Annotated in this window: 25 protein-coding genes; 18 read left to right on the forward strand and 7 right to left on the reverse strand. The window is 59.4% G+C overall.

Annotation, left to right across the window (positions count from 1 at the left end):
• Positions 1–59: 59 nt before the first annotated feature.
• Positions 60–2,114: a S9 family peptidase gene (locus FW764_RS10895; RefSeq protein WP_446433937.1), complete on the reverse strand. Its 2,055-nt coding sequence runs from the start codon at positions 2,112–2,114 to the stop codon at positions 60–62.
• A 21-nt stretch (positions 2,115–2,135) separates the two neighbouring features.
• Between FW764_RS10895 and FW764_RS10900 the strand changes: the two genes are divergently transcribed.
• From FW764_RS10900 to FW764_RS10910, 3 genes are read left to right on the forward strand one after another with little or no spacing between them, the layout of a single operon-like run.
• The gene (locus tag FW764_RS10900) at positions 2,136–2,672 is read left to right on the forward strand and encodes an MFS transporter (protein ID WP_446433938.1); all 537 of its coding nucleotides are present in this window, start codon (positions 2,136–2,138) and stop codon (positions 2,670–2,672) included.
• 30 nt (positions 2,673–2,702) lie between these two features.
• Positions 2,703–3,479: a class II glutamine amidotransferase gene (locus FW764_RS10905; RefSeq protein ID WP_446433939.1), complete on the forward strand. Its 777-nt coding sequence runs from the start codon at positions 2,703–2,705 to the stop codon at positions 3,477–3,479.
• Positions 3,480–3,490: 11 nt separating this feature from the next.
• Positions 3,491–4,033 (forward strand): DUF2937 family protein, encoded by a 543-nt coding sequence (locus FW764_RS10910; protein ID WP_446433940.1) that lies wholly within the window; start codon positions 3,491–3,493, stop codon positions 4,031–4,033.
• A 47-nt stretch (positions 4,034–4,080) separates the two neighbouring features.
• Here the strand turns inward: FW764_RS10910 and FW764_RS10915 are convergent, their stop codons facing one another.
• Positions 4,081–5,001, reverse strand: coding sequence for a LysR family transcriptional regulator (locus FW764_RS10915; RefSeq protein ID WP_446433941.1), 921 nt, complete (start codon positions 4,999–5,001; stop codon positions 4,081–4,083).
• Between the two features lie 175 nt (positions 5,002–5,176).
• Here FW764_RS10915 and FW764_RS10920 point away from each other — a divergent pair, with 175 nt between their 5' ends.
• From FW764_RS10920 to FW764_RS10930, 3 genes are read left to right on the forward strand one after another with little or no spacing between them, the layout of a single operon-like run.
• Positions 5,177–5,917, forward strand: a complete 741-nt coding sequence (locus FW764_RS10920) for a 5-oxoprolinase subunit PxpA (protein ID WP_446433942.1) — start codon at positions 5,177–5,179, stop codon at positions 5,915–5,917.
• Positions 5,914–6,618, forward strand: coding sequence for a 5-oxoprolinase subunit B family protein (locus FW764_RS10925; protein ID WP_446433943.1), 705 nt, complete (start codon positions 5,914–5,916; stop codon positions 6,616–6,618). Before FW764_RS10920 ends, FW764_RS10925 begins: the two co-directional genes overlap by 4 nt.
• On the forward strand, positions 6,615–7,529 hold the full coding sequence (locus FW764_RS10930; RefSeq protein WP_446433944.1) for a 5-oxoprolinase subunit C family protein: 915 nt from the start codon (positions 6,615–6,617) through the stop codon (positions 7,527–7,529). Before FW764_RS10925 ends, FW764_RS10930 begins: the two co-directional genes overlap by 4 nt.
• A 55-nt stretch (positions 7,530–7,584) precedes the next feature.
• Here FW764_RS10930 and FW764_RS10935 read toward each other — a convergent pair whose 3' ends face one another.
• A complete protein-coding gene (locus tag FW764_RS10935; protein WP_446433945.1) occupies positions 7,585–8,763 on the reverse strand; it encodes a vWA domain-containing protein in 1,179 nt (392 codons plus the stop codon).
• Positions 8,763–9,608 (reverse strand): AAA family ATPase, encoded by an 846-nt coding sequence (locus FW764_RS10940; protein ID WP_003210690.1) that lies wholly within the window; start codon positions 9,606–9,608, stop codon positions 8,763–8,765. Before FW764_RS10940 ends, FW764_RS10935 begins: the two co-directional genes overlap by 1 nt.
• Before the next feature lie 240 nt (positions 9,609–9,848).
• Between FW764_RS10940 and FW764_RS10945 the strand changes: the two genes are divergently transcribed.
• The 4 genes from FW764_RS10945 to FW764_RS10960 all read left to right on the forward strand — a co-directional run bounded on the left by FW764_RS10945 (position 9,849) and on the right by FW764_RS10960 (position 13,239).
• Positions 9,849–11,279, forward strand: a complete 1,431-nt coding sequence (locus FW764_RS10945; RefSeq protein WP_446433946.1) for a DUF6538 domain-containing protein — start codon at positions 9,849–9,851, stop codon at positions 11,277–11,279.
• A gap of 191 nt (positions 11,280–11,470) precedes the next feature.
• The gene (locus FW764_RS10950; RefSeq protein WP_446433947.1) at positions 11,471–12,271 is read left to right on the forward strand and encodes a helix-turn-helix domain-containing protein; all 801 of its coding nucleotides are present in this window, start codon (positions 11,471–11,473) and stop codon (positions 12,269–12,271) included.
• A 102-nt stretch (positions 12,272–12,373) separates the two neighbouring features.
• Positions 12,374–12,622, forward strand: a complete 249-nt coding sequence (locus FW764_RS10955) for a hypothetical protein (protein WP_446433948.1) — start codon at positions 12,374–12,376, stop codon at positions 12,620–12,622.
• A gap of 284 nt (positions 12,623–12,906) precedes the next feature.
• A complete protein-coding gene (locus FW764_RS10960; protein ID WP_446433949.1) occupies positions 12,907–13,239 on the forward strand; it encodes a hypothetical protein in 333 nt (110 codons plus the stop codon).
• A gap of 58 nt (positions 13,240–13,297) precedes the next feature.
• On the opposite strand, the gene FW764_RS10965 is transcribed toward FW764_RS10960, so the two are convergent.
• A complete protein-coding gene (locus tag FW764_RS10965) occupies positions 13,298–13,456 on the reverse strand; it encodes a hypothetical protein (protein WP_446433950.1) in 159 nt (52 codons plus the stop codon).
• A gap of 2 nt (positions 13,457–13,458) precedes the next feature.
• Between FW764_RS10965 and FW764_RS10970 the strand changes: the two genes are divergently transcribed.
• From FW764_RS10970 to FW764_RS10995, 6 genes are all read left to right on the forward strand, one after another.
• Positions 13,459–13,713: a hypothetical protein gene (locus FW764_RS10970; RefSeq protein ID WP_446433951.1), complete on the forward strand. Its 255-nt coding sequence runs from the start codon at positions 13,459–13,461 to the stop codon at positions 13,711–13,713.
• 21 nt (positions 13,714–13,734) lie between these two features.
• Complete coding sequence (locus tag FW764_RS10975; RefSeq protein WP_446433952.1) at positions 13,735–14,685, forward strand: hypothetical protein; 951 nt, start codon at positions 13,735–13,737, stop codon at positions 14,683–14,685.
• 654 nt (positions 14,686–15,339) lie between these two features.
• Positions 15,340–15,600: a hypothetical protein gene (locus FW764_RS10980; protein WP_446433953.1), complete on the forward strand. Its 261-nt coding sequence runs from the start codon at positions 15,340–15,342 to the stop codon at positions 15,598–15,600.
• Between the two features lie 209 nt (positions 15,601–15,809).
• On the forward strand, positions 15,810–15,974 hold the full coding sequence (locus FW764_RS10985) for a hypothetical protein (protein WP_446433954.1): 165 nt from the start codon (positions 15,810–15,812) through the stop codon (positions 15,972–15,974).
• A gap of 204 nt (positions 15,975–16,178) precedes the next feature.
• Positions 16,179–16,394: a hypothetical protein gene (locus FW764_RS10990; protein ID WP_446433955.1), complete on the forward strand. Its 216-nt coding sequence runs from the start codon at positions 16,179–16,181 to the stop codon at positions 16,392–16,394.
• A gap of 144 nt (positions 16,395–16,538) precedes the next feature.
• Entirely contained in the window at positions 16,539–17,165 is a 627-nt protein-coding gene (locus FW764_RS10995; RefSeq protein ID WP_446433956.1) for a recombinase family protein, read from the forward strand.
• A 267-nt stretch (positions 17,166–17,432) separates the two neighbouring features.
• Here the strand turns inward: FW764_RS10995 and FW764_RS11000 are convergent, their stop codons facing one another.
• Positions 17,433–18,506 carry a DUF748 domain-containing protein gene (locus tag FW764_RS11000; RefSeq protein ID WP_446433957.1) on the reverse strand — a complete coding sequence of 358 codons (1,074 nt, stop codon included), beginning with the start codon at positions 18,504–18,506 and terminating at the stop codon, positions 17,433–17,435.
• Positions 18,507–18,629: 123 nt separating this feature from the next.
• On the opposite strand from FW764_RS11000, the gene cysK reads away from it, so the two are divergent.
• Entirely contained in the window at positions 18,630–19,604 is a 975-nt protein-coding gene (gene cysK, locus FW764_RS11005) for a cysteine synthase A (RefSeq protein ID WP_446433958.1), read from the forward strand.
• Positions 19,605–19,780: 176 nt separating this feature from the next.
• A complete protein-coding gene (locus tag FW764_RS11010; RefSeq protein WP_446433959.1) occupies positions 19,781–20,719 on the forward strand; it encodes an aspartyl/asparaginyl beta-hydroxylase domain-containing protein in 939 nt (312 codons plus the stop codon).
• Between the two features lie 128 nt (positions 20,720–20,847).
• Here FW764_RS11010 and acnA read toward each other — a convergent pair whose 3' ends face one another.
• Positions 20,848–23,589 (reverse strand): aconitate hydratase AcnA, encoded by a 2,742-nt coding sequence (gene acnA / locus FW764_RS11015; RefSeq protein ID WP_446433960.1) that lies wholly within the window; start codon positions 23,587–23,589, stop codon positions 20,848–20,850.
• Positions 23,590–23,741: the final 152 nt, after the last annotated feature.

Raw genomic sequence — 23,741 nt, forward strand, 5'->3', positions numbered from 1 at the left:
TGGTCCATCAATCAAGTAGGCGGTCTGTGTGTTCAGACAGGGCCGCCGTACGAAGTTCCTTAAATCAACCCCAGCGCCTTGAACACAAATGCATATTCGAGCGCTACGTCACGTAATCCCTGGTAACGGCCGCTCATCCCGCCGTGGCCGGCGCCCAACTCAGTCTTGAGCAACAGCAGGTTGTCGTCTGTCTTGGTATCACGCAGCTTGGCCACCCACTTGGCGGCTTCCCAGTACTGCACACGGCTGTCGTTGTAACCGGCAATCACCAGTGTGGCGGGGTAGGCCTGGGCGCTGACATTCTCATAGGGCGCGTAGGCCTTGATGCGTTCGTACACGTCAGGCTCTGCGGGGTTGCCCCACTCGTCGTATTCGGTGATGGTCAGCGGTAGCTCCGGGTCGAGCATGGTGTTGAGTACATCGACGAACGGCACTTCGGCAACCGCCGCCTGGAACAAGTCCGGGCGTTGATTGAGCACCGCGCCGATCAACAGGCCGCCAGCACTGCCGCCGCTGATGGCCAGTTGCTTGGAGGTGGTCAGGCCCTCAGCGATCAAGTGCTCGGCGCAGGCGATGAAGTCGCTGAAGGTGTTTTGTTTGTGTTCCTGCTTGCCGTTGCGGTACCAGGCCTCACCCAGTTCGCCGCCGCCGCGTACATGCGCGATGGCAAACGCCACGCCGCGGTCCAATAGGCTCAGGCGTGCATGCGAGAACCATGGGTCGAGGCTTTGGCCGTAGGCGCCGTAGCCATACAGGTACAGAGGCACAGGCTTGCCGAGCTGGTCGCGCTTGACCACTAAACTGATCGGCACTTGAGTACCATCGGCGGACGTTGCCCACAGCCGCTGGCTGACATAATCGTCGGCATTGAACACACCGAGTACCGGGGTTTCCTTGAGCACCCGTTGTGCGCCGCTCGCCAATTCAAGCTGGCGCACCTGCGCCGGACGGTTTAGGGCTTCATAGCGCAGGCGAATCTTGTCGCTGGCAAATTCCAGGCTGTTTTGTACATAAAGGCTGTAGGCGGCGTCGGGCAATTCCACGCGGTAGGCCGGCACGTCTTGAGGGTGCACTTCGATCACAGGTAGGCCGCCGATGCGCAGGCTCAAGGTCATGGCGCTGGCATTCAGGCTGACGCCGTCGAGCATGACGTCGTCGCTGTGCGGGATCAGGTTCTGCCATTGATCTTCGGTCGGCACGCTGCCGGTGTCGGCGGTGACGAACAGCGCGTAGTTGATGCCGTCGCGGTTGCTGCGGATAAACCAGCTCCACTCGCCATCGCGCATGCCGTGGTCGACATCGTATTCGTGGTCCTCGACCCGTGGCGCCAGGCAGACGAAATCGAGGTGCGGCTGGTCGGCGTCCAGCGCCCAGATTTCGCTGGTGGTCTTGCTGCCCAGGGCCAGCAGCAACTGGCGCTCGGAGCTGGAACGGTAGCAATGCAGAAAAAAACGCCCGTCCGGCTCATGGAATACTTCCTGCGCCGCCGTGCCGTCCAGGCGATAGCGATACAGCTTGTGCGGGCGATGGGTGTCGTCCAGTTCGCCGAAAAACAGGGTCAGGCTGTCATTGGCCCAGGTCATACTGCCGTCGCAGTCTTCGAACTCCAGTTCGCTGACTTTGCCGTTGCCCAATTCCTTCACGTACAGGGTGTAAATCTCTTCACCGCTGGTATCCAGGCTGTAGGCCAAGCGCTGGTGGTCGGGGCTGATGCTGAACGCGCCCAGGGAGAAAAAACCACCGTTGGCGAGCGCGTTGGGGTCGAGCAGCAGTTCTTCACTGCTTTCGTCCACCTGGTTGCTGTCGTCCGCTGGGCGGCGGCAGCGGTAGTGGCGGGCGTATTCGTCACCGGCGGTGGTGCGCGTGTAATACAGGTACGGCCCCCACGGCGAGGGCAGGGACAAGTCGGTTTCGAGGATGCGGCCCTTGATCTCTTCGAACAGGGTTTCACGCAACGCCTGCTGGTCGGCGAGCTGGGCGTCCTGCCAGGCATTTTCGGCGTTGAGGTAATCGAGGACTTCAGCCGTGTCACGCGCTTGCAGCCAGGCGTACGGGTCCTGGCCTTCGGCCTTGCGGGCAATTGGGGCGGCAGTGATGTGGGTCGATGACGGCATGGATCACTCTCTGTCTGGCGGATGGTGGCAGGCATTGCAGCCGCGACACGCAAAAGCCGTTATCATAGCCGCCTGTTTGCCTACCTTGCCATGGACACCATGACCGAGAACGACTATCTGACCGCTTGGGGCCTTTACGCCTTCGCCGCTTTGGGCTGCCTGTTGGTGTGGTGGCGCATGACCCGCTGGATCTGGCGCTGGCTGCGCGAGCCGTTGCAACTGCTGATGGCGGTGCTGCTGTTAAGCCCGACCATCGTTGACCCGGTCAAGACACAGTTCGCACCGGCCGTGGCCATCACGGCCCTGGACCTGGTGTTGCATGTCGGCAATAACGCCTGGCGGGCCATCTCCGATCTGTTCATGTACACGATGATCGCGTTTGCCGTGTATATCGTATTTGCGTTGATCCGCTGGCCTATCGAACGCGCCGCCAACGCCCGCCGTGAGCGCAAGGCCGCTACCGATGCCGCGTTGGCTGCCGAGCCTGTGGACGAAGACGACGAGCCGTTCCGTCGCCCGGCGCCCGTGAGCGGTACGCGGGTCGAACCGCGTCTTTAACGTTGTCCGCCCTGCAGCGAGAGCCCTGGCATGTGTGAATTATTGGGCATGAGTGCCAACGTCCCCACCGATATCGTGTTCAGCTTTACCGGGCTGATGCAGCGTGGCGGGCGTACTGGCCCCCACCGCGATGGTTGGGGTATCGCCTTTTACGAGGGCCGTGGCCTGCGACTTTTCCAGGACCCGGCCGCTAGCTGTGAGTCGGAAGTTGCGCTGCTGGTGCAGCGTTACCCCATCAAAAGTGAAGTGGTGATTGGCCATATCCGCCAAGCCAACGTCGGCAAGGTGAGCCTGGCCAATACCCACCCCTTCGTGCGTGAGCTGTGGGGCCGCAACTGGTGTTTTGCGCATAACGGCCAATTGGCGGACTTCAACCCGCGCGCCACGTTCTACCGCCCGGTGGGCGATACCGACAGCGAAGCGGCGTTCTGCGACCTGCTCAACCGGGTGCGCGAAGCTTTCCCGGAGCCGGTGGACATCGAACAGGTGCTTCCGGATCTGATCGCTGCCTGTGCTGACTACCGTAGCAAAGGCGTATTCAACTGCCTGCTCAGCGACGGCGACTGGCTGTTTTGCTACTGCACGACCAAACTGGCGCAGATTACCCGGCGCGCACCGTTCGGCCCGGCGCGCTTGAAAGATGTCGACGTGATCGTGGATTTTCAGGCCGAAACCACGCCAAATGACGTGGTCACGGTGATCGCCACCGAGCCGTTGACCGACAATGAAAACTGGACCCGCTACGAACCGGGCCAATGGAGCCTGTGGCGACGCGGTGAATGCGTCAGCCAGGGCATTACCGAGTAAGGATATCGACCATGCTGCTCAGTTATCTGCGGTTGGTGCTGTTTGCCATTGGCTTGTTGGTCGGCGTGCAAGTGCCGGGGTTTATCAATGACTACGCCAAGCGCGTTGAGGCCCACCTGATCGAGGCCCAGACCGGCCTTAGCGGGTTTGAAACCACTGCGCGGCAGTTCTTCAAGGGTGACTTGCAGGCATTGGTGGCGCATTACCGCGCCAGTGATGACCCGGTGTTCCAGAGCGACGCCAACAGCCTGGGCGCTATGCTCGATCGCCAAGTGGCGTTGGACAAGCAATTCCAGGCCATGCAAGGCCCGTGGTACATCCGCGCCCTGCAAGTGGCGGTGGCCGCCGACCCGGCGATTCGCCTGGAAACCTGGAACGGTTACAGCTACCAGATCCTGTTGACGCCGCAGGCCATGGGCTGGGGCTTGGGCGGGGCGATGCTGTTGTCGTTCGGCATAGAATGCCTGTTCCGGTTGATCGACTGGGTGGTGTTGGGCGGCAAGCGCCTGCGCCAGAGTCGGCCGATTGAAGAGCGAGACCTTAAAGGTCTCTAAAAACCAGCTCGGTCAATGTGGGAGCAGGTAAGCCAGCTCCCACAGTTTTAATCCGGTTTGGCCAGTAGCATGTGCTCTTCGCCAACTTCCTCGGCATACCTGGCCACCACCTTCTGGCACAGCCCGACTATCTCCTCCACCAACTCCACGCCCACACGCCACGACACCACCACCTGTAAATTCGGCAGTTTCTGCGCCATCGGCAGCATCACCAATTCCCCGCGTGCCAATTCTTCGCTGACCAGCACCGGTGGCAATGCGCCAATGCCGAAGCCATCGCGCAACAGGCGGGTAATCGCCGACACCGAATTCACGCAGTTCATGCGTGGCGCGGCCACGCCGTTGGCTTGCATCAGGCTCAGCACGTCTTGGTGCGGATGCGAGTTTTTCGAGTAGGTGATGATGCGCTCCTGGGCCAGTTCGGCGAGGGAGGTGTAGTCGCGGTTGTAGAGGGAGTGGCTGGCGACGATCCAGGCCATCGGGTGGCTGGCCAGTTCCAGGCTGCGCACGGTTTCCAAGCGCAGCAGGTCGGTTTGCAGGATTAAATCGAGGAAGCCTTTTTGCAGCTGATCGCTGAGGTTCAATGCGGTATCGGCGACTAACTCGATTTCCACCAGCGGAAAATGGTCCATCAGTTCGGCCACCAATGGGCTGAGCCAGGTGTGAATCACCGTGTCCATCGCGCCGATCCGGATGCGCCCGACCTTGCTGCTGGTGGTTTCCAGGGACTGCTTCAACCCCTGCATGGTCACCATCATCTGCTCGGCGTAGTCGAGCACCTTCAAGCCGTCCGGTGTCAGGCTCACGCCGCGCGAATCGCGCAGAAACAGCTTCACGCCCAACTCGCTTTCGAGCACGGCAATGCGGCTGGAGATCGAGGCCTGGGTGGTGAACAGCTTCTCGGCAGTCAGGCGAAAGCTCTTGAGCTTGGCCACCCAGACGAAGGTTTCGAGGAACTTCAAATTCATGGGATCAACTTTTCTTATGCATGGATCGGTTTTTATTAGTTGGACGCCGCACCGGGCAAACGCCAAAAATCGAGCTATTCCACGATAAGCGTCGTTGGGGTGTGAGGACAAGTTGCCAGTTCTGCGTGAAAAATCCCACACTACAAAAAATACAAAGCCTAGAGGAGCACCCACCGTGAGCCGTCTGCTACTGAATTGCGACATCGGCGAAAGCTTCGGCAACTGGACCATGGGTCTGGACGCCGAGGTCATGCCGTTCATTGATTGCGCCAACGTGGCCTGCGGCTTCCATGCCGGCGACCCGAGCATCATGCGCAAGACCGTCAGCCTGGCGCTCAAGCACGGCGTGCAAGTGGGTGCGCACCCGGCGTACCAGGACCTGCAAGGCTTCGGCCGCCGCTCCATGGCTTACACGCCGCAGGAAATCCAGGACCTGTTGCACTACCAGATCGGCGCCCTCGACGGCATCTGCCGCGCGCAAGGCGCGCGGGTCAGCTACGTCAAACCCCATGGCGCGATGTACAACGACATGATGGCCAATCCCACGCAATTGCGCGCAGTGATCCAGGCCGTAGCCGCCTATGGCGACCTGCCACTGATGCTGCTGGCTACCCGCGACAACAGCGCGGCCCAGGCTTTGGCTGACGAGTACGGGGTAACGCTGTGGTTTGAAGCCTTCGCCGACCGTGCCTACGACCACAAAGGGCACTTGGTCTCGCGCCAACTGCCCGGCGCCGTCCACCATGATTCAGAGACCATCGTGCAGCAGGCGCTGACCATTTCCCGCGGCGAAGCCCTGGCTGCCAGCGACGGCAGCGCCTTGGTCTTGCAGGCCAACACCCTGTGTGTGCATGGCGATAACGCCAGCTCGGTGGCTGCCGTGAAACGTATCCGCGAGGCGTTGAAACCAGCATGAAGCCACGCATTGAAGTGGTGGCGATCGACTGCCTGATGGTGCGTCTGTTTGATGCAATTGCCGAAGCCAACATGCCGTGGATGCTCGCCGCCACTCAACGTCTGCGCGAAGGGTTTGGCGCGGCATTGGTGGATCTGGTGCCGTCCTACACCACGCTGATGGTGCATTACGACCTCACCGCGTTACGCCCGGCCCAGGCGCGGGAGTTGATCGACCTGGCGCTTACCGACCTGCAACCCCAGGCCCAGGGCGGCGGCCAGTGTCACGTGTTGCCGGTGTGGTACGACCTGAGTGTTGGCCCGGAACTGACCTTGCTCAGCCAGCGCAGCGGCCTTGCGGTAGACGATGTGATCCGCCGCCACAGCGCCCACGAATACCAAGTGTTCGCCCTCGGCTTTGCGCCCGGTTTTGCTTTTATGGGGCTGGTGGACGAAAGCCTCGCCACGCCACGCCTGAATACCCCACGCAAACGCGTGGCGGCTGGCAGCGTCGGCATCGCCGAACGGCAAACCGCCGCGTACCCGGTGGTTTCCCCGGGCGGCTGGAACTTGATCGGCCGCACCCCGGCCAAACTGTTCGACCGCGAGCGCGACGGCTACAGCCTGATGCAACCCGGCGACACGGTGCGTTTCGAGGCGGTCGGCCACGCCGAATTCATCAACCTGGGTGGCGATGACACGCCGTTGGAGGCGCACACATGAGCCGCTTGTTGATCGAGGCCAGCACGCCGCTGTGCCTGTTGCAGGACGCTGGCCGCTTTGGCGTGCGCCATCTGGGCGTGACTCAGGGCGGCGCGCTGGACTGGGTGTCGATGTCCTCGGCCAACTGGTTGCTGGGCAATGCGCTGGATGCGCCGGTAGTGGAAATCACCTTGGGCGGGTTCACCGTGCTGGCAGAGGACTATTGCCTGCTGGCGCTGGCCGGTGCGGACCTGGGCGCGTACATCGATGAGCGTGCGATCAGCCCGGGGCGCAGTTTTATCCTGCAAAAGGGCCAGCGCTTGCGCTTCACCCAGCCGTTCAACGGCGCGCGGGCCTACTTGGCGGCGCCAGGCGGGTTTGATGCGCCGGATGTGCTCGGCAGTTGCGCCACGGTGGTTCGTGAAGAATTGGGCGGGGTGGACGGTTTCGGCAAAGCGTTGGCCGAAGGCGGGCGCTTGGCGTATTCCGGCACGGGCGGCGCGATGAAAATGTTGAGTACGCCTGACCTGCCCGCCAAGGCGCCGCTGGAGGTGATTGTCGGCGCGCAGATCGGCCAGTTCAGCGGGCAGAGTGTGTTTGATGCCTTCAATACCGAGTGGGCCCTCGACAGCCGTGCGGATCGCATGGGCATACGTTTGTTGGGTACACCGTTGCAGTATCAGGGGCCGTCGTTGATCTCTGAGGGAATTCCGCTGGGGGCGATCCAGGTGCCGCCGGATGGGCAGCCGATTGTGTTGCTCAATGATCGGCAGACGATTGGTGGCTATCCGCGGTTAGGCGCGTTGACGCCATTGGCGTTGGCGCGGCTGGCGCAGTGTTTGCCGGGGGAGAAGGTCAAGTTGGCGCCAGTGGTGCAGGAGACGGCGCATCGGCAGCACATCGACTTTTTGCAGCGCTTCACCGAAGGCTGAAGAGCGCCGCAATCCCAAATGTGGGAGCGGGCTTGCTCCCACATTTAGATTTCTGCTACTTGGAGAGAAAGCGCATCCCTTCTTCCAAGCCCCGAAGCGTCAGCGGATACATCTGATCCTCCACCAACTCCCGCACAATCCCCGTCGATGCCGTATAACTCCACGTATCCTTTGGGTACGGGTTTATCCAGATCAGCTTCTTGTACTTGGCCATGAAGCGCTGCATCCACACATACCCAGGCTCTTCATTCCAGTGCTCGACGCTGCCGCCGGCCTGGGTGATTTCATAGGGTGCCATCGACGCATCGCCGATAAATATCACTTTGTAATCGGCGCCGTACTTGTGCAGCAGATCCTGGGTGGAGGTGCGCTCCGAGGTCCGGCGCCCGTTATTCTTCCACACCGACTCGTACACGAAGTTATGGAAGTAGAAGTACTCCAGGTGCTTGAACTCGGTCTTGCACGCGGAGAACAGCTCCTCGCAAATCTTCACATGCGCGTCCATCGAACCGCCGATGTCGAACAGCAACAGCAGCTTGATGGTGTTACGTCGCTCCGGGCGCATCTGGATATTCAGCAACCCGGCATCGCGGGCGGTGTGGTCGATGGTGCCGTCGATATCCAGCTCTTCGGCCGCACCCTGGCGCGCGAATTTGCGCAGGCGGCGCAGGGCGATCTTGATGTTGCGCGTGCCCAGTTCCACCTGATCGTCGAGGTTCTTGTACTCGCGCTGGTCCCAGACTTTCACCGCTTTGCCCTGGCGCTTGCCGGCGTCACCCACGCGAATGCCTTCAGGGTTATAGCCACCCGAGCCGAACGGGCTGGTGCCACCGGTGCCGATCCACTTGTTGCCACCGGCATGGCGTTCTTTCTGTTCTTCCAGGCGTTTCTTGAATTCTTCGATCAGCTTGTCCAGGCCGCCAAGGGACTGAATCTGCGCGCGCTCTTCAGCGGTCAGCGAGCGCTCGAATTCCTTGCGCAGCCACTCTTCGGGGATCAGCGCCTGCAGGTGGTCATCGAGCTTTTCCAGGCCGTTGAAATAGGCGCCGAATGCCCGGTCGAACTTGTCGAAATGCCGTTCATCCTTGACCAGAATCGCCCGGGCCAAGTAGTAAAACTCGTCCATGTCGGCGAAGACCACGCGCTGTTTCAGCGCGTTGATCAGGTCGAGCAGCTCGCGCACCGACACCGGCACCTTGGCGGCACGCATTTCGTTGAACAGGTTGAGCAACATTATCGATTACCGCGACGGCTCATGAATGCCAGACGTTCGAGCAACTGTACGTCTTGTTCGTTTTTCACCAGCGCGCCGGCCAGCGGCGGGATGGCCTTGGTCGGGTCGCGTTCGCGCAGCACCGCTTCGCCAATGTTGTCGGCCATCAGCAGCTTGAGCCAGTCGACCAGTTCGGAGGTGGAAGGCTTTTTCTTCAGGCCGGGCACTTTGCGTACGTCGAAGAACACATCCAGCGCTTCGCTGACCAGGTCTTTCTTGATGTCGGGGTAGTGCACATCCACGATTTTTTGCAGGGTGGTGCGGTCGGGGAAGGCAATGTAGTGGAAGAAGCAGCGGCGCAGGAACGCGTCCGGCAGCTCTTTCTCGTTGTTGGAGGTAATGATGATGATCGGGCGTTTCTTGGCCTTGATGGTCTCGTCGATTTCGTAGACGTAGAACTCCATCTTGTCGAGTTCTTGCAGCAGGTCGTTGGGGAATTCGATGTCGGCCTTGTCGATTTCATCGATCAGCAGAATCACCCGCTCCTCGGACTCGAAGGCTTCCCACAGCTTGCCCTTTTTCAGGTAGTTGCGTACGTCGTGCACCTTGTCCACGCCCAGTTGCGAGTCGCGCAGGCGGCTGACCGCGTCGTACTCGTAGAGGCCCTGATGCGCCTTGGTGGTGGACTTGATGTGCCAGGTAATCAACTTGGCGCCGAAGGATTCGGCCAGTTGCTCGGCGAGCATGGTCTTGCCGGTGCCGGGCTCGCCCTTGACCAGCAACGGCCGTTCCAGGGTGATGGCGGCGTTGACGGCCAGTTTCAGGTCATCGGTAGCCACATAGGCCTGGGTGCCTTCGAACTTCATCGGTCATTCCTCGAATTCATCAATGCCCCGACTATACCGCGCGGCCCCGGCGACTGTGAACGCAGACGGGTTATTCAGTCTCTGACTCACCGGTACACTGCCGAACTGTCGGGTCCGCTGTGAGCCTTGTACTATAAAGGCTCCAGCGATTCGGCACTGTGCCACATACCCCAGTATTCAGCACTTAGATGTGCCGTACGTTGCATGCAGGTGCTTGCGACACGTGCCCCGGAGATACCTGTGTCTTATTTAGCTCGTCGTGATGGTCGGTACAGCTACCGCCGCCGCTTTCCCACAGAAGTCGCTGCCTTGATTGGTCGGAACGAGTACCGCAAAGCCTTGGGAACCGCCGATAGGGCGGAAGCGCTGCGCCTATCTCACGCTGTGTCGGTGGAGTTTGACCAGATTTGTGATGCCGCTGTGGCCGCATTAGCTGGGCCAGCAGCGAGCACAGAGCCTGCCGACGTGAAGTCTCAAGCACCGACCGCCGCCGAAGTGTTGGGGAATTTAGACGCTATGGTCCGGGGCTTCACGTTGAATATCACCGAGCGTATGCAGTCGTCCGGCTGGCAGTCTGAACTTGAATGGCGTAGGGCGTCCCTAAGAGCACATGCGAATGGGACAGTGCTACCGGGCTTGGACCTGCACCCTGTAACGGCGCGGGCGCTCCTGCGAGCACTAGACGACACTCTAGATGGCAATCCCCCACGGTTTGATGTACCTACACCGGGCGGGGCTGCTGCTCCTCCCGCTACTGCGACGGCGTGCGATACCGTCACCGAGGCGGTGTTCCAGTCGGTGCTTGATGACTATTACGAAGGCGTAGGACCTAGTCGGGTTACCAAGTTGAAAAGCCTCACGCGCCGTGTACTTGCATGGCCTAGCACTCCAGCGGAGCAGCTTGAACGGGTGATGCAGTACTGTGCTGCGCGGCTGGAGGCGGGCGGTAAAGCCACGTCTGTGCACGGTGATGCTGCTGCATTAATCACTGTGCTGCGCCGCGTACCCGGCTGGCAGGGTATTACCTTGCCGAAAGCTGGTGCTGTCGCAAGGGCCGTTCGGTCTGGTGGTGGGATGAATATAAACCAGCGTGCAAGTATTCCTTTGGAGAGGATGCTCAGTATCCATGCAGAGGTTAAACGGCAGGTTCCTACTCACCATTCAGCGGTAGTCCTATTGGCCCGGTATGGGTTGCGCCCCGGTGAGCTGTTGCAAGAGGGACCGGAAGCGTTGGGATATCGCGTGGATATTCTCGGCAATCGAGAGTTGGTGTTTAAGGCCGCGCTGAGTGGTGGGAAGAACGCGGCGAGCCGTCGGGATATACCAGTGCATGCCGATGATGCAGTGATGTTCCGGGAAGTGCTTGCGGGCCTTGGTATCGCTGCTGATGCTACCGCCGCACAGCGGGATAGACGAATTCGTCAGCGAGTGCGGAATGTCTCGACCGTGTTCAGCCGTTTGCTAGGTGGGGCAGAGGGGCTCTCTCTGTACAGTCAGCGCCATACTTGCGCAGACCTTCTACGCGCTGTGGGCGCTACGGCGGAGGAGGTCGGCGGCGTGCTTGGGCATACCGCTGCGGGATCGAAAGCCACTTCCATATACGGCGGTAGCCAGCCTCTAACCCGACCACGGGAATTGCTGGAAAAGGTGCGAGCGCTGATCCCAAGCTGAGAACCCCTGCAACGCCCCAGCGGCGCACCGCGAAGCCAGAAATTCGGTTGAATACCAAAGCGGCTACAAGCCCCGTTTTAAAAGGCCTGTAGCCGTTTTGTCGTTTAGCTAGTCACTTAATGCACAGTGAAGGCTCGCAACACACTAAGCAATCGACACCAAATGAGGAAGACCAACACAGGAGAGACCAATTGACTGATTTATCAAAGACCCTCGATAGCCTCGGGGTGATGTACCAAGACCCTACCGCACTGCTCAGCGCGATGCAGAAAGATTGGTGGAACGGTTGGACTGCTGGCCGGGAGATTGACCCTAACGCTTACCGTGTGGTGCCTTCCTACAAGTTTGCCGCCGACCTATGGAACCAACACCACAGCAAACCAAACAGCCGCTCACGTGAAAAATTTCTCGCCTTCAAACGCGCTGAACAGGACTTCTACCGGGCTTGTGCAGCAGAGCATGCGGGGAGATATCGCGCCTCTCAATCCTGCGTTGATGCCGCTGTTCTGCTGGTGATTGATGCCGAGGGGAACGTCCTTCCACGTGCCGCCTTGCTTGATGCTGGGGTGCCTGCTGAGGAAGTAGCACGGATTTCCAGCAAGACCGGCGCACGTCGCAAGGTCAAGAAAGCATTGCAGAAGCACGCCCACCATGAGAACGCCCAACGGATGATCCAGTCCGAGGGCAAACGCGAGTACATGCGACTGGCCTCCGATACGCTGTCGGGGAGTCTTGAAGGAATCGCTGTGAACATGAAGACACAAGCCCGACTAGCTCGCCTTGAGCAAAGCGAGGCCGACCACGCCCGCCGTATTGCAGAACTGGAAGCACGTCTAGTGGCAATGGATGCGCGACACGCTGTAGATGATGCCGGAGTCGATCCAAGGGCTGAGGCGATACGCCTGCACACGGAAGGGCTAGGCTATAAGGCAATTGCTGGCCGCATTGGTCGTAGTCAATCTACCGTCCGCAACTGGATCAAAGCAGCGTGAGTGAACTAGGTGTCAGGTTTGGCACCCTTTGGCACCCTTGAAATCCCACCAAACTCTAAAGGTACTTCGTACCTATTTCTCTTAACTTTGGATGGACCCAACATGACAACGATCACCCTCCCAGATGGCAGCAGCATCATAGACGACAGCGAGCTGATGCCGAGGCATCTAGCCCGTCGCATGGCGCACGAAGGCATGCCATCGGATGCCATCGCCTCCGAGCTTGGCCAGTCCCTTGCCGATGTAGAACGGTGGATAGCTGAGGCGCCGTATGAGTCGCCCGAGGCGTACTGGCTGCGCCGCTACCACGAAGGCGACCTAGATGATGAAGACGAGTACCCCGCCGTTTAACCGGCCACTTTCCCCGCTGCATTCGATTGGTCGTCGGATGTAGCCGCCAGAGACGTTTACTCCTTAGCGGGCTCTGGCAACCTATTCCTGATTGAGCCTCCCGGCTCCCCTCGCTGTACTGCCCCATCCCATCCCGACACCCCGTTTCAACGGTTCTCAGGACGTCAGAATCAACGCTAGCGATTGAGCGACCCAACGGGGTCAGTTCCTCAATGGCGCGATTTCTGACGTCCTGAGAACCGTTGTAGCTGTGTGTCCGTCCCCAACGACACGGAGGTAAGAACATGTCCGTAACACCAAACCCGATTAAAGCGGAGGCCACTCGGCAAGCTGCCCAAGACTACGCACGTAAGAATCTAAAGCTCGACTTCGTAGACGCTCCGCACTGGCGTGAGCTAGCTGCTGCCGCTGCCGTTCGCCTGCCCGTTTGGTATCTGCCAGCGACCGCTGGGCGTATCCAACGATATGCAGAAGGCATCGGCCTTTCAATCGTACAGATAGCCGCCGCTACTGGATGCAAATCGTACCGCTCACTGGCAACTACCAACCCCACTTGGCCGCTGTTTGCTGTTGTAGGGCTGCTGTTGGAACTGAAAGAGGAATTGAATCTTGGCTGATGAAATTGTGCTCCCTGATTTATCGAACATCACCCCGCTTGAACGGCTAGAACTTCGGTCACTCGCTTTCCAAGTCGCTGCTTTGTTTCAACGCTACGCCGAGGACTCCACTGGCCCAGTCGAAGCTGAGTTGTTGGTGCACACCACCACTGCCCAAACCTTTGTCGATGCCTTGGCAGACGCTGGCATCTATTACAAACCCTAATAAGGAGAACACGAATGGCTAAATCCAGCCTCAGCTACACCGATCGTCAACGCATTGAGTTCCTCACCAGCCACCTGCGTAGCTCGGGTCGACCATCAACCAAGGCTAAATATGAGGATGAACTGGCACAAATCCTAGAAGGTAAAACCTTGACCCGTGGGGACATGGCGCTGACGGCGTACTACCTCGGCAACAGCGGAACTGATACGGAATCTGCGGAGCTTTCCCAGCAGTTCGCCCAAGCGTACCGAGACTCTGCCCCTCAGTAATTCCACAAAGGAGATTGACCCTTGACTACTTTTAATCCTTCCGCTGCACAACTCGCCACACTGGCGAACATGTCCGATGCTGATCTAATGGCGCCGCTGACGTTCGACGGGGCTGTTCTTGAAACACTGGCACCTACACCGAATCAAACCGAGCGCTCAAGCGGTGTCCCTGATGTTCCGGCCTTGGATTCGCTGCTGATGCAAGCTGATGCAATCGCACAGGCCAGTGCCATTACCGACCTCCCGTCGCGCTCTCTGCGTGTCACCGGCGTTCCTACTGTTGAAGCCGTATCTAACAGCCTGCGCAGCAACGGCGGAAAGCTCAGTGAAGCCCTGCGCCAAGTGGTAGGCGAGCATATCAAGACTGCCGATGACCTCCGGTACGCCCTGCGGGTGTTCGCCTCGCACGGTGTGAACAGCCTGATCGGGAATCGCTATCGTGACCTGATTAGCCGGGAACAAACCGCCGCCAAGATCGCCGGTTCTGAATGGACCGAGAGCGTGTTAACCGCGGTGCAAGGTGAGGTTGCCGCAGTGCACGCTGCTGAATACTTATCCGCCGCAGAGTTTAAGTTCCTGCTTGAGCTTGTAGACACTGACCGTGCCGGTATGGCGCAGAACCTCGCGGGTCTGAGTGTTGACGTCCCGGCCCTTGTGAAAGGCCGTGGGCTGGACTGGCGCGAGCTGGCCGGTGCATGGGCAGATGCCTGTGGTGCGCGTGGCAATGTGACGTTTGAGGCTGGCAAGAACACTGCCGGATGGAGTAGCTACAGCATCACCGTTGAGCCGGGTGCAGGTTGGGTATTAAGTGCGTTCGTGGATCAAGCATGGATTCCGCTTGAGGCGTCTGCGGCTGGTAAAGCACGCGCTCTCGCTGAACGGGAACAAGTGATGCTTGCTCGGACGCAAGCTGCGAAGCCTGCCCCGTACATGGGCACCGTGTTCGCTGACAAACTCCGGGGCGAGCTGTGATCCTTGAACGGCCTGCGCTTCGGCGCGGGCAGCACCCTTCCTCCGACGACCTCATAAAGATGCGTCTCGGGTATCCAGGTTATGAGGCGAGATTACAGAGCATGCGGGCAATGAAGCCAGACCGGTACGCCGCTGTTATGTCCGGTGCTAAGACCTTCCTCGACGACGGCTGGCGCTGCACAGAATGCGATGGGAACGAGCGGCATACCCGGAACCTCACTTGCCGGAGCTGTAACGGCGCCCGCATTCCGAGCGTGTTTAAGACATTGCCAGACGGGCAGACGGTGTATGTCCCGAAGAACGATGCCACTTCGGAGAACTGGCAGCAGCGCCACCAGCGTACGCAGCGTTTGTTAGATCAACGAGCCATCCTGAACCGGTTGGGTGCTGTGGTCGTCGGTCGGTACTGCCTCGCTGGTGGCTGTGTTCTGCGCGCCGGGTCCGTGGTTCTCCACACCGAGCCGCTGATGCTTGCCGTTGACGCTTTGCTATCTGGTGATCCTGACCAGTCCCGCGCAGTGATTGAACCGCTTATCCAGCAACACCGCGAACTTGCGCTATGCGTTCGCACCATCGCTCAAGCCCTTGCAGCATCTAAACCTAATCGAACTTGACGCCTGCCCAATGGGGCGGGCTGCCCATTGGAGACAATAAATGAAAGCACGAATTACTAAGACCGTTCTGATCGGCCTACGCGCCGCGTTTACCCCTGACCTGACCTCGCCATCTGGTCTACGTTGGGCTCGCTGGAACGGCACCACAGGTACGCGCAGCCGTGAAGCTGGCGACGTTGCTGGTAGCTGCACTAACTCCGGCACTTACGTTGTCACACTGGAGGGCAGTAAATACCTAGCTGCTGATGTTCTACTCGCTCTTCACCGCGCCCAGCATCGCACCGCAGTGGTGGATGCATGAGCCGCGCCCGGACAAAGATCGAAGCTCGGAGCCAACAGCCGGTTATCAAACCTTGGCATGAGGAGTTCACGTTATCGAACTCGTCGGCCAGTGGCCTGAGGTACTTGGTGAATGGGAATACTAGTGTGGTGGCTGGATGCCCGAGCGAGCCGACTTGGCCTTATGACAAAAGCATGGCTCAGCATTGCATCTGGCCCAGGAATTACTGCGTGTCGGTAGTCGTCGGCTGGGAAGGCGAAGACCTCGGCGGATTCATGAAGTGGGATATGCAGCTGGACACTGTTCCTGCTTGGGTTGTCCGTGAAGTCCTGTTGGAACACGCGGAGCGCGAGCGGCAGATTGAACTGTTGGAACAGCATCTGGAAGTGGCCTAACGGCTGCTTCCCTGTTTCGGCTCCGTCGGCACGACCCTGCACCGGTCCTGCACTTGCGACGTAAAAATTTTTTGCGCCCCCGTGGGTGTCCCCTCTACTCAAGGCATCGTATTGCCCCCGTAGCCCCTAGCCCTGTCGGTCCTGAATTTCGGCACAAGCCCGGCTCTGCGCTAGGATGATCTTTCCCACTCAAGGATGATCGTTATGCCCAATCAGATTGAAGCCAATATTGCTACAGCGGATGTGCTGACTTTGCTACTACACAACCAGCACGCACTAGCTGCCGCCATTGAAGAAGTGGCGCTATGGGCTAGGGCCACCGGCTCACCCGAGACCCACGTGAACGCCATCACAGCACTCATTACGCTCGACACGAATGCAGCCGCTATCACTGCTGGCATCCTGAAGCTGAGGCAATGACTAATAGTAGTGATAAGGGTATACCTTAGGCACCACTCGTCGGATGGGGTGTGAGAGTACTGAATAGTGGTGATATGAGTCTCTTGACAACTCTAATCACCACATCAATAATCACTACACCCAAATCAACACGAGTGCATTGCCATGATGATCCGTGCATACCTCCGAGCTTCCACCATCGAGCAGGACGCTACCCGTGCTAAAGAGCAGCTACGAGCCTTCGCTGTTGAGCACAGTCAGCGTGTAGCGAGCTGGTACACCGAGAATGAGTCAGGGGCCACGTTGGAGCGCCCTGAGTTATTCCGCTTGCTCTCTGACTGTGAGCCGGGTGACGTGCTGCTGGTCGAGCAGGTAGACCGACTGGCACGCCTGAATGAGTCGGACTGGTTGAAGCTCCGAGCGGAACTCCAGGCAAAAGGTGTGCTGGTGGTAGCTTTGGACCTGCCTACGTCGCATCAGGCTATGCAGCCAGCCTGCAAGGGTGACGACTTTACGGGCAGGATGCTGGGCGCAATCAATACCATGCTGCTAGATATGCTCGCTGCTGTAGCCCGTAAGGACTATGTGGACCGCCGCCGTCGTCAAGCTCAGGGTATCGAGAAGGCAAAGGCGGAGGGCGCGTACAAGGGCAGGCAGGTAGACGAGAGCTTGCACCAGCGGGTGCGTGAACTGCTGGCAGACGGCAAGAGCATTCGCAAGGTGGCTGAGTTGGTCGGATGCAGCACGCAGACGGTGCAGCGCGTTAAGCGTGAGCTGGCAGTGGCGGAGTGAGCACACCCGATAACCCCACCCCTGTGCACCGTCTGAAACAACGAGAGTGCTGGACGGTGCGAGAGCATTCCCTTTGAACGCTGGGGATCGACCCGACCCCAGTGCACCACCAGTAAGCAATGCTGTGTACGCGCCGGGTGTTGTTCTGCTTGTGACACGCGTCCGGTGCGCACGGTGCGTGCAGATGCAGCAAATACCGCTGAAACCCCCGTGTTTACTGGCCTGAACACCTTTTCTCTTGTTTAGTCTCTGAATGGCCGGTCAGGCTCAATCCGCCGAGGGCTTGGGTTGCTCATAACGCGCATTGAACGCCTGGATAAAACCATTGCGCAAAATCGCCAAAAACGCCGAAAACGCGCTGACATTTTGCTGGTGCACGCTGCCGCTGAGTTCGACGCGGGTGGCAAACTGGTTTTTGTTCTGGTTCTTCAAGACGGTCTCGCTGGCGCCAACCACGGCTTCCCAGATCGAGCGAAAGAGATTTTTGTCCTTGTTTTCGACATCTTGTTTCCAGTCGAACACCTCTACGTCGCGCAGCAGCGGTTTGATATAACCGCTCAGTTGGCCTTTTTCGGCCTGGGCTTCGACCACCAGGTCGCCGGTGCCGGCCTTGAAGTCGAATTTGCCGTACGCCGACGCGAAGTCGTTCAGGCGCTTGAGTTGAATATCCTTGGCGCGAAAGCGGAACTCGAAGTCTTCAAAGTTGCTCAGCGGGTCGAACGCGGCAGTCGCTTCCAGCGGCGCCTGGCCGAGCAATTGCGCGTTGCCTTCGAAGGTGGCGTCACGCTTGCCTTTGATGTCCACTGCGTTGGTCAGGTTGTAGAAGCTGGCGTTGACCTCGGTGGCGTAGATATTCACCGCGGGCTTGGAGTTGAAGTTGTGGAAGGCAATCTTGCCGTCTTGAATGCGCACTTCGTTGAGAGTAATCGGCAACAGCTTGCTCAGCTGTTCGCGCCAGTCGGTGCCTTTACCGGTCTGGGACGCCTGTTGGTTGCCACCGTCGACGAAGTTCAGCTCCGGCTTGATGAACTGCGCCTCGGCCACCACGGCATGGTCGTACCACAGCGAATGCCAGCTCACAGACAAGTCGATCACCGGCGCTTTCACGAACGGAACCGGTACTTTGCCGTCGACTTTAACGATCTGCAGGCCATTGATCTTATACGCGCCGCGCCACAACGCCACGTCCACGTCAGTGATTTGGCCACGGTAATCGCCCATGTCGGCGAGTTTGTCGTTCAGGTAGTTACGCACCAAGTAGGGCAGGGCGAGGTCCAGGGCGATCAGCACTACCACCAGTACGGCGACGATCCATAGCAGCCCACTGTAGCGACGTTTCATATCAGGTTCTCCAACGGTATAGGCGATGGACCGCGCGCATTGGCGCAACGTTCCTCTGACTGGACGCTTCCTAGCCTGAGGCATACCCTTGGGGCCTTATTGAAATTGCCTTAAGGACCCGTCATGAGCCGCATCTTTGCAGACAACGCGCACTCCATCGGCAACACGCCGCTGGTGCAGATCAACCGCATCGCACCGCGTGGCGTGACCATCCTGGCCAAGATCGAGGGGCGTAACCCGGGGTATTCGGTGAAGTGCCGCATTGGCGCAAACATGATCTGGGACGCTGAAAGCACCGGTAAGCTCAAACCGGGCATGACCATCGTAGAGCCGACCTCCGGCAACACCGGTATTGGCTTGGCGTTTGTCGCGGCGGCCCGTGGTTACAAGCTGCTGCTGACCATGCCAGCGTCGATGAGTATCGAGCGGCGTAAAGTGCTCAAGGCGCTTGGCGCCGAGCTGGTGTTGACTGAGCCGGCCAAGGGCATGCCAGGCGCCATTGCCAAAGCCGCTGAGATCCTCGCCAGCGACCCGGCCACCTACTTTATGCCGGCCCAGTTCGAAAACCCGGCCAACCCGGCGATCCACGAGAAAACCACCGGCCCGGAGATCTGGAACGACACCGATGGCTCCGTCGACGTGCTGGTTGCGGGCGTGGGCACCGGCGGCACCATTACCGGTGTGTCGCGCTATATCAAGAACATTGCCGGCAAGCCGATTCTGTCGGTGGCCGTTGAACCGTTCGCCTCGCCAGTGATTACCCAGGCGCTGGCCGGTGAAGAGATCAAACCGAGCCCGCATAAAATCCAGGGCATCGGCGCCGGTTTTGTGCCGAAAAACCTCGATTTATCGATGGTTGACCGTGTAGAGCTGGTGACTGACGACGAATCCAAGGCCATGGCCCGGCGCTTGATGCAGGAAGAAGGGATTTTATGCGGGATCTCCTGCGGTGCGGCCATGGCCGTGGCGGTACGCCTGGCCGAGAAGCCGGAAATGCAGGGCAAGACCTTCGTGGTGATCCTGCCGGACTCCGGTGAGCGCTACCTGTCGAGCATGTTGTTCAGCGATTTGTTTACCGAACAGGAAAGCCAGGCCTGATCAGTGATCTGTGGCGAGCGGGCTTGCCACAACCGCCCCAGGGTGTTGATTTATGTCAGCCGGTCGGCCTGGGCCTTCTGCATAATGGCCCAAGTGTTTATCATGGCCGGCTGCTACGTCTGGTGTCCCGTTGACGGGAGGTTGCTGGCCAGGCGCTTATTTCCAGGAGTTGCTGCATGACCTTTTCTTTGGCCGCCAAACTGTCAGTGTTGCTGCTGTTTATCGGCAGCACGTTGTATGTGCACTTGCGCGGCAAGGCTCGTTTGCCGATGTTGCGCCAGTTCGTCAACCATTCGGCGCTGTTCGCCCCGTATAACGCCTTGATGTACCTGTTCTCGGCCGTGCCGTCCAAACCTTATCTGGACCGCAGCAAGTTCCCGGAACTGGATGTGCTCAAGGACAACTGGGAAGTGATCCGCGAAGAGGCCATGCACTTGTTCGACGAGGGTTACATCCGCGCCGCCGAAAAGAACAACGACGCCGGTTTCGGTTCGTTCTTCAAGAAGGGCTGGAAGCGTTTCTACCTCAAGTGGTACGACAAACCGTTACCCTCGGCAGAGGCGTTGTGCCCAAAAACCGTGGCCTTGGTCAGCAGCATCCCTAACGTCAAAGGCGCGATGTTCGCGCTGTTGCCGGGCGGCAGTCACCTCAACCCGCACCGCGATCCGTTTGCCGGTTCCCTGCGTTATCACCTGGGCTTGTCCACGCCGAACTCCGACGACTGCCGTATCTTCGTCGATGGCCAGGTCTACGCCTGGCGCGACGGTGAAGACGTGATGTTCGACGAGACCTACGTGCACTGGGTGAAGAACGAAACCGAGCAGACCCGCGTGATCCTGTTCTGCGACATCGAACGCCCGTTGAGCAACCGCGTGATGATGCGCGTCAACCGTTGGGTCAGCAAGCAACTGGGCCGCGCGACTGCGCCGCAGAATCTGGATGACGAGCGCGTCGGCGGGATCAACCAGGCGTATGCCTGGAGCAAAACCTTCAGCGACAAGTTCAGCGGTGTGGTCAAGCAGTGGAAGCGCAAGCATCCGAAGGCCTACCGCATTGCGCGGCCGGTGCTGGCGGTGGTTGTGCTAGTGCTGTTGTGGAAGTGGCTGTTCGGCTGATCTGAAACACGTTCAAAACTGTGGGAGCGGGCTTGCTCGCGAATGCTGAGTGTCAGTCGATACATTAATTGACTGATCCACCGCATTCGCGAGCAAGCCCGCTCCCACATTTGGTTTTGCAGTGTTGCTTACGACGCGATCAGCTGGCGCAGCACATAGTGCAAGATGCCACCGGCCTTGAAGTATTCCACTTCATTCAAGGTATCAATCCGGCACAGCACGTCGACCTTCTCGCTGCTGCCATCCTCGCGTGTAATCACCAGCGTCAGGTTCATCCGCGGTTCGATCTCGGCATCGGTCAGCCCAAGAATGTCGATCTTCTCCTTGCCGGTCAGTTTGAGTGCCTTGCGGTTTTGATCCAGCTTGAACTGCAAAGGCAGCACGCCCATGCCGACCAGGTTGGAGCGGTGAATCCGTTCGAAGCTTTCGGCGATCACCGCTTTGACCCCCAGCAGGTTGGTGCCCTTGGCCGCCCAGTCGCGGCTTGAGCCGGTCCCGTACTCCTGGCCGGCAATCACCACCAGCGGTGTGCCCGACGCCTGATACTTCATGGCCGCGTCGTAGATCGGCATTTTCTCACCGGTGGGGATGTACAGCGTATTACCGCCTTCCTCGCCGCCGAGCATTTCGTTGCGGATACGGATATTGGCAAAGGTGCCGCGCATCATCACTTCATGGTTGCCGCGGCGTGAACCGTAGGAGTTGAAGTCACGCGGCTCCACACCTTGTTCGCGCAGGTAGCGGCCGGCGGGGCTGTCGGTTTTGATGTTGCCGGCGGGGGAGATGTGGTCGGTGGTCACTGAATCGCCCAGCAGCGCCAGCACGTTGGCGCCTTTGACGTCTTTGATCACCGGCAGTGGCCCGGCAATGTCGTCAAAAAACGGTGGGTGCTGGATGTAGGTGGAATCCTTCTGCCACACGTAAGTCGCGGCCTGCGGCACCTCAATGGCTTGCCACTGTTCGTCACCGGCAAACACCTCGGCGTATTCCTTGTGGAACATGCCGGTGCTGACTTGCGCGACGGCATCGGCGATTTCCTTGCTGCTTGGCCAGATATCCTTCAGGTACACCGGTTTACCGTCCTTATCGTGACCCAGCGGCTCGCTGCTGATATCGATACGCACGGTGCCTGCCAACGCATAGGCAACCACCAGCGGTGGTGAAGCCAGCCAGTTGGTTTTCACCAGCGGATGTACGCGGCCTTCGAAGTTGCGGTTGCCGGACAGCACCGAGGCGACGGCGAGGTCGGCTTTCTGGATGGCTTTTTCGATCGGTTCGGGCAATGGGCCAGAGTTGCCGATACACGTGGTGCAGCCATAGCCGACCAAGTCGAAGCCGAGCTTGTCCAGGTATTGAGTCAGGCCCGCCGCCTTGTAGTAGTCGGTAACCACTTTGGAGCCGGGTGCCAGCGAGGTTTTCACCCAGGGTTTGCTGGTCAGGCCTTTTTCTACGGCTTTTTTCGCCACCAGACCTGCGGCCATCATCACGCTGGGGTTGGAGGTGTTGGTGCACGAAGTAATTGCGGCGATCACTACTGCGCCGTTTTTCAGCCGATACGTGCGGCCGTCGTATTCATAGTCGGTTTCGCCCACCAAGTCGGCGTTGCCCACGGCAACGCCGCCGCCGCCTTCACTTTCCAGACGGCCTTCTTCTTTGTTGGTCGGCTTGAATTGCAGGTCGAGGAAATCGCTGAAGGCCTGGCCTACATTCGGCAGAGATACACGGTCCTGAGGGCGTTTCGGCCCGGCCAGGCTGGCCTCTACGCTGCCCATGTCCAGGGCCAGGGTGTCGGTGAACACCGGCTCCTGGCCGGCATTACGCCACAGGCCCTGGGCCTTGGTGTAGGCCTCGACCAGTTTGACGGTTTCGGCAGGGCGGCCGGACAGGCGCAGGTAGTCCAACGTCACTTCATCCACCGGGAAAAAGCCGCAAGTGGCGCCGTATTCCGGGGCCATGTTCGCGATGGTGGCGCGGTCGGCCAGGGGCAGGTCGGCCAGGCCGTCGCCGTAAAACTCGACGAATTTACCCACCACGCCTTTTTTACGTAGCATCTGGGTGACCGTCAGTACCAAGTCGGTGGCGGTAATGCCTTCTTTCAATTTACCGGTCAGCTTGAAGCCGATCACTTCCGGAATCAGCATCGACACCGGCTGGCCGAGCATCGCTGCTTCGGCCTCAATGCCGCCCACACCCCAGCCGAGGACGCCCAGGCCGTTGATCATGGTGGTGTGGGAGTCGGTGCCCACCAGTGTGTCCGGGAAGGCGTAGGTGCGGCCGTCTTCGTCCTTGGTCCATACGGTGCGACCAAGGTATTCGAGGTTGACCTGGTGGCAGATGCCTGTGCCGGGTGGCACGACGCTGAAGTTGTCGAAGGCGCTCTGGCCCCAGCGCAGGAAGGCGTAGCGTTCGCCGTTGCGCTGCATTTCGATGTCGACGTTCTGTTCGAAGGCGCTGGTGCTGCCGAACGTGTCGACCATCACCGAGTGGTCGATCACCAGGTCGACGGGCGACAGCGGGTTGATACGCTGCGGGTCGCCACCGGCCTTGGCCACGGCGGCGCGCATGGCGGCCAAGTCGACCACGGCCGGCACGCCGGTAAAGTCCTGCATCAGCACGCGGGCCGGGCGGTATTGGATCTCGCGGTCGGACTGGCGCTCTTTGAGCCAAGCGGCAATGGCCTTGAGGTCGGTGCCGGTGACAGTTTTGTTGTCTTCCCAGCGCAGCAGGTTTTCCAGCAGCACCTTGAGGGACATCGGCAGCTTATCCAGGTCGCCCAGGCTTTTGGCGGCTTCGGGCAAGCTGAAGTAATGGTAGGTCTTGGCGTCGATTTGCAGTGTTTTAAGGGTTCTCAGGCTATCAAGGGATGACATTACATGACTCCTTATGGTCCGCACGGCTACGGACCTGACGGGACGAACAGAGCTTTCAACTTAGCCCTGTTTTCATTAGCAGGCTAATAACTGGACTCTATCGTTAAGTCCAAGGTTCCGAACTCGGCTATCATGCCCGCGTTTTCATGACA

It is taken from the genome of Pseudomonas sp. 1152_12 (assembly GCF_052850675.1).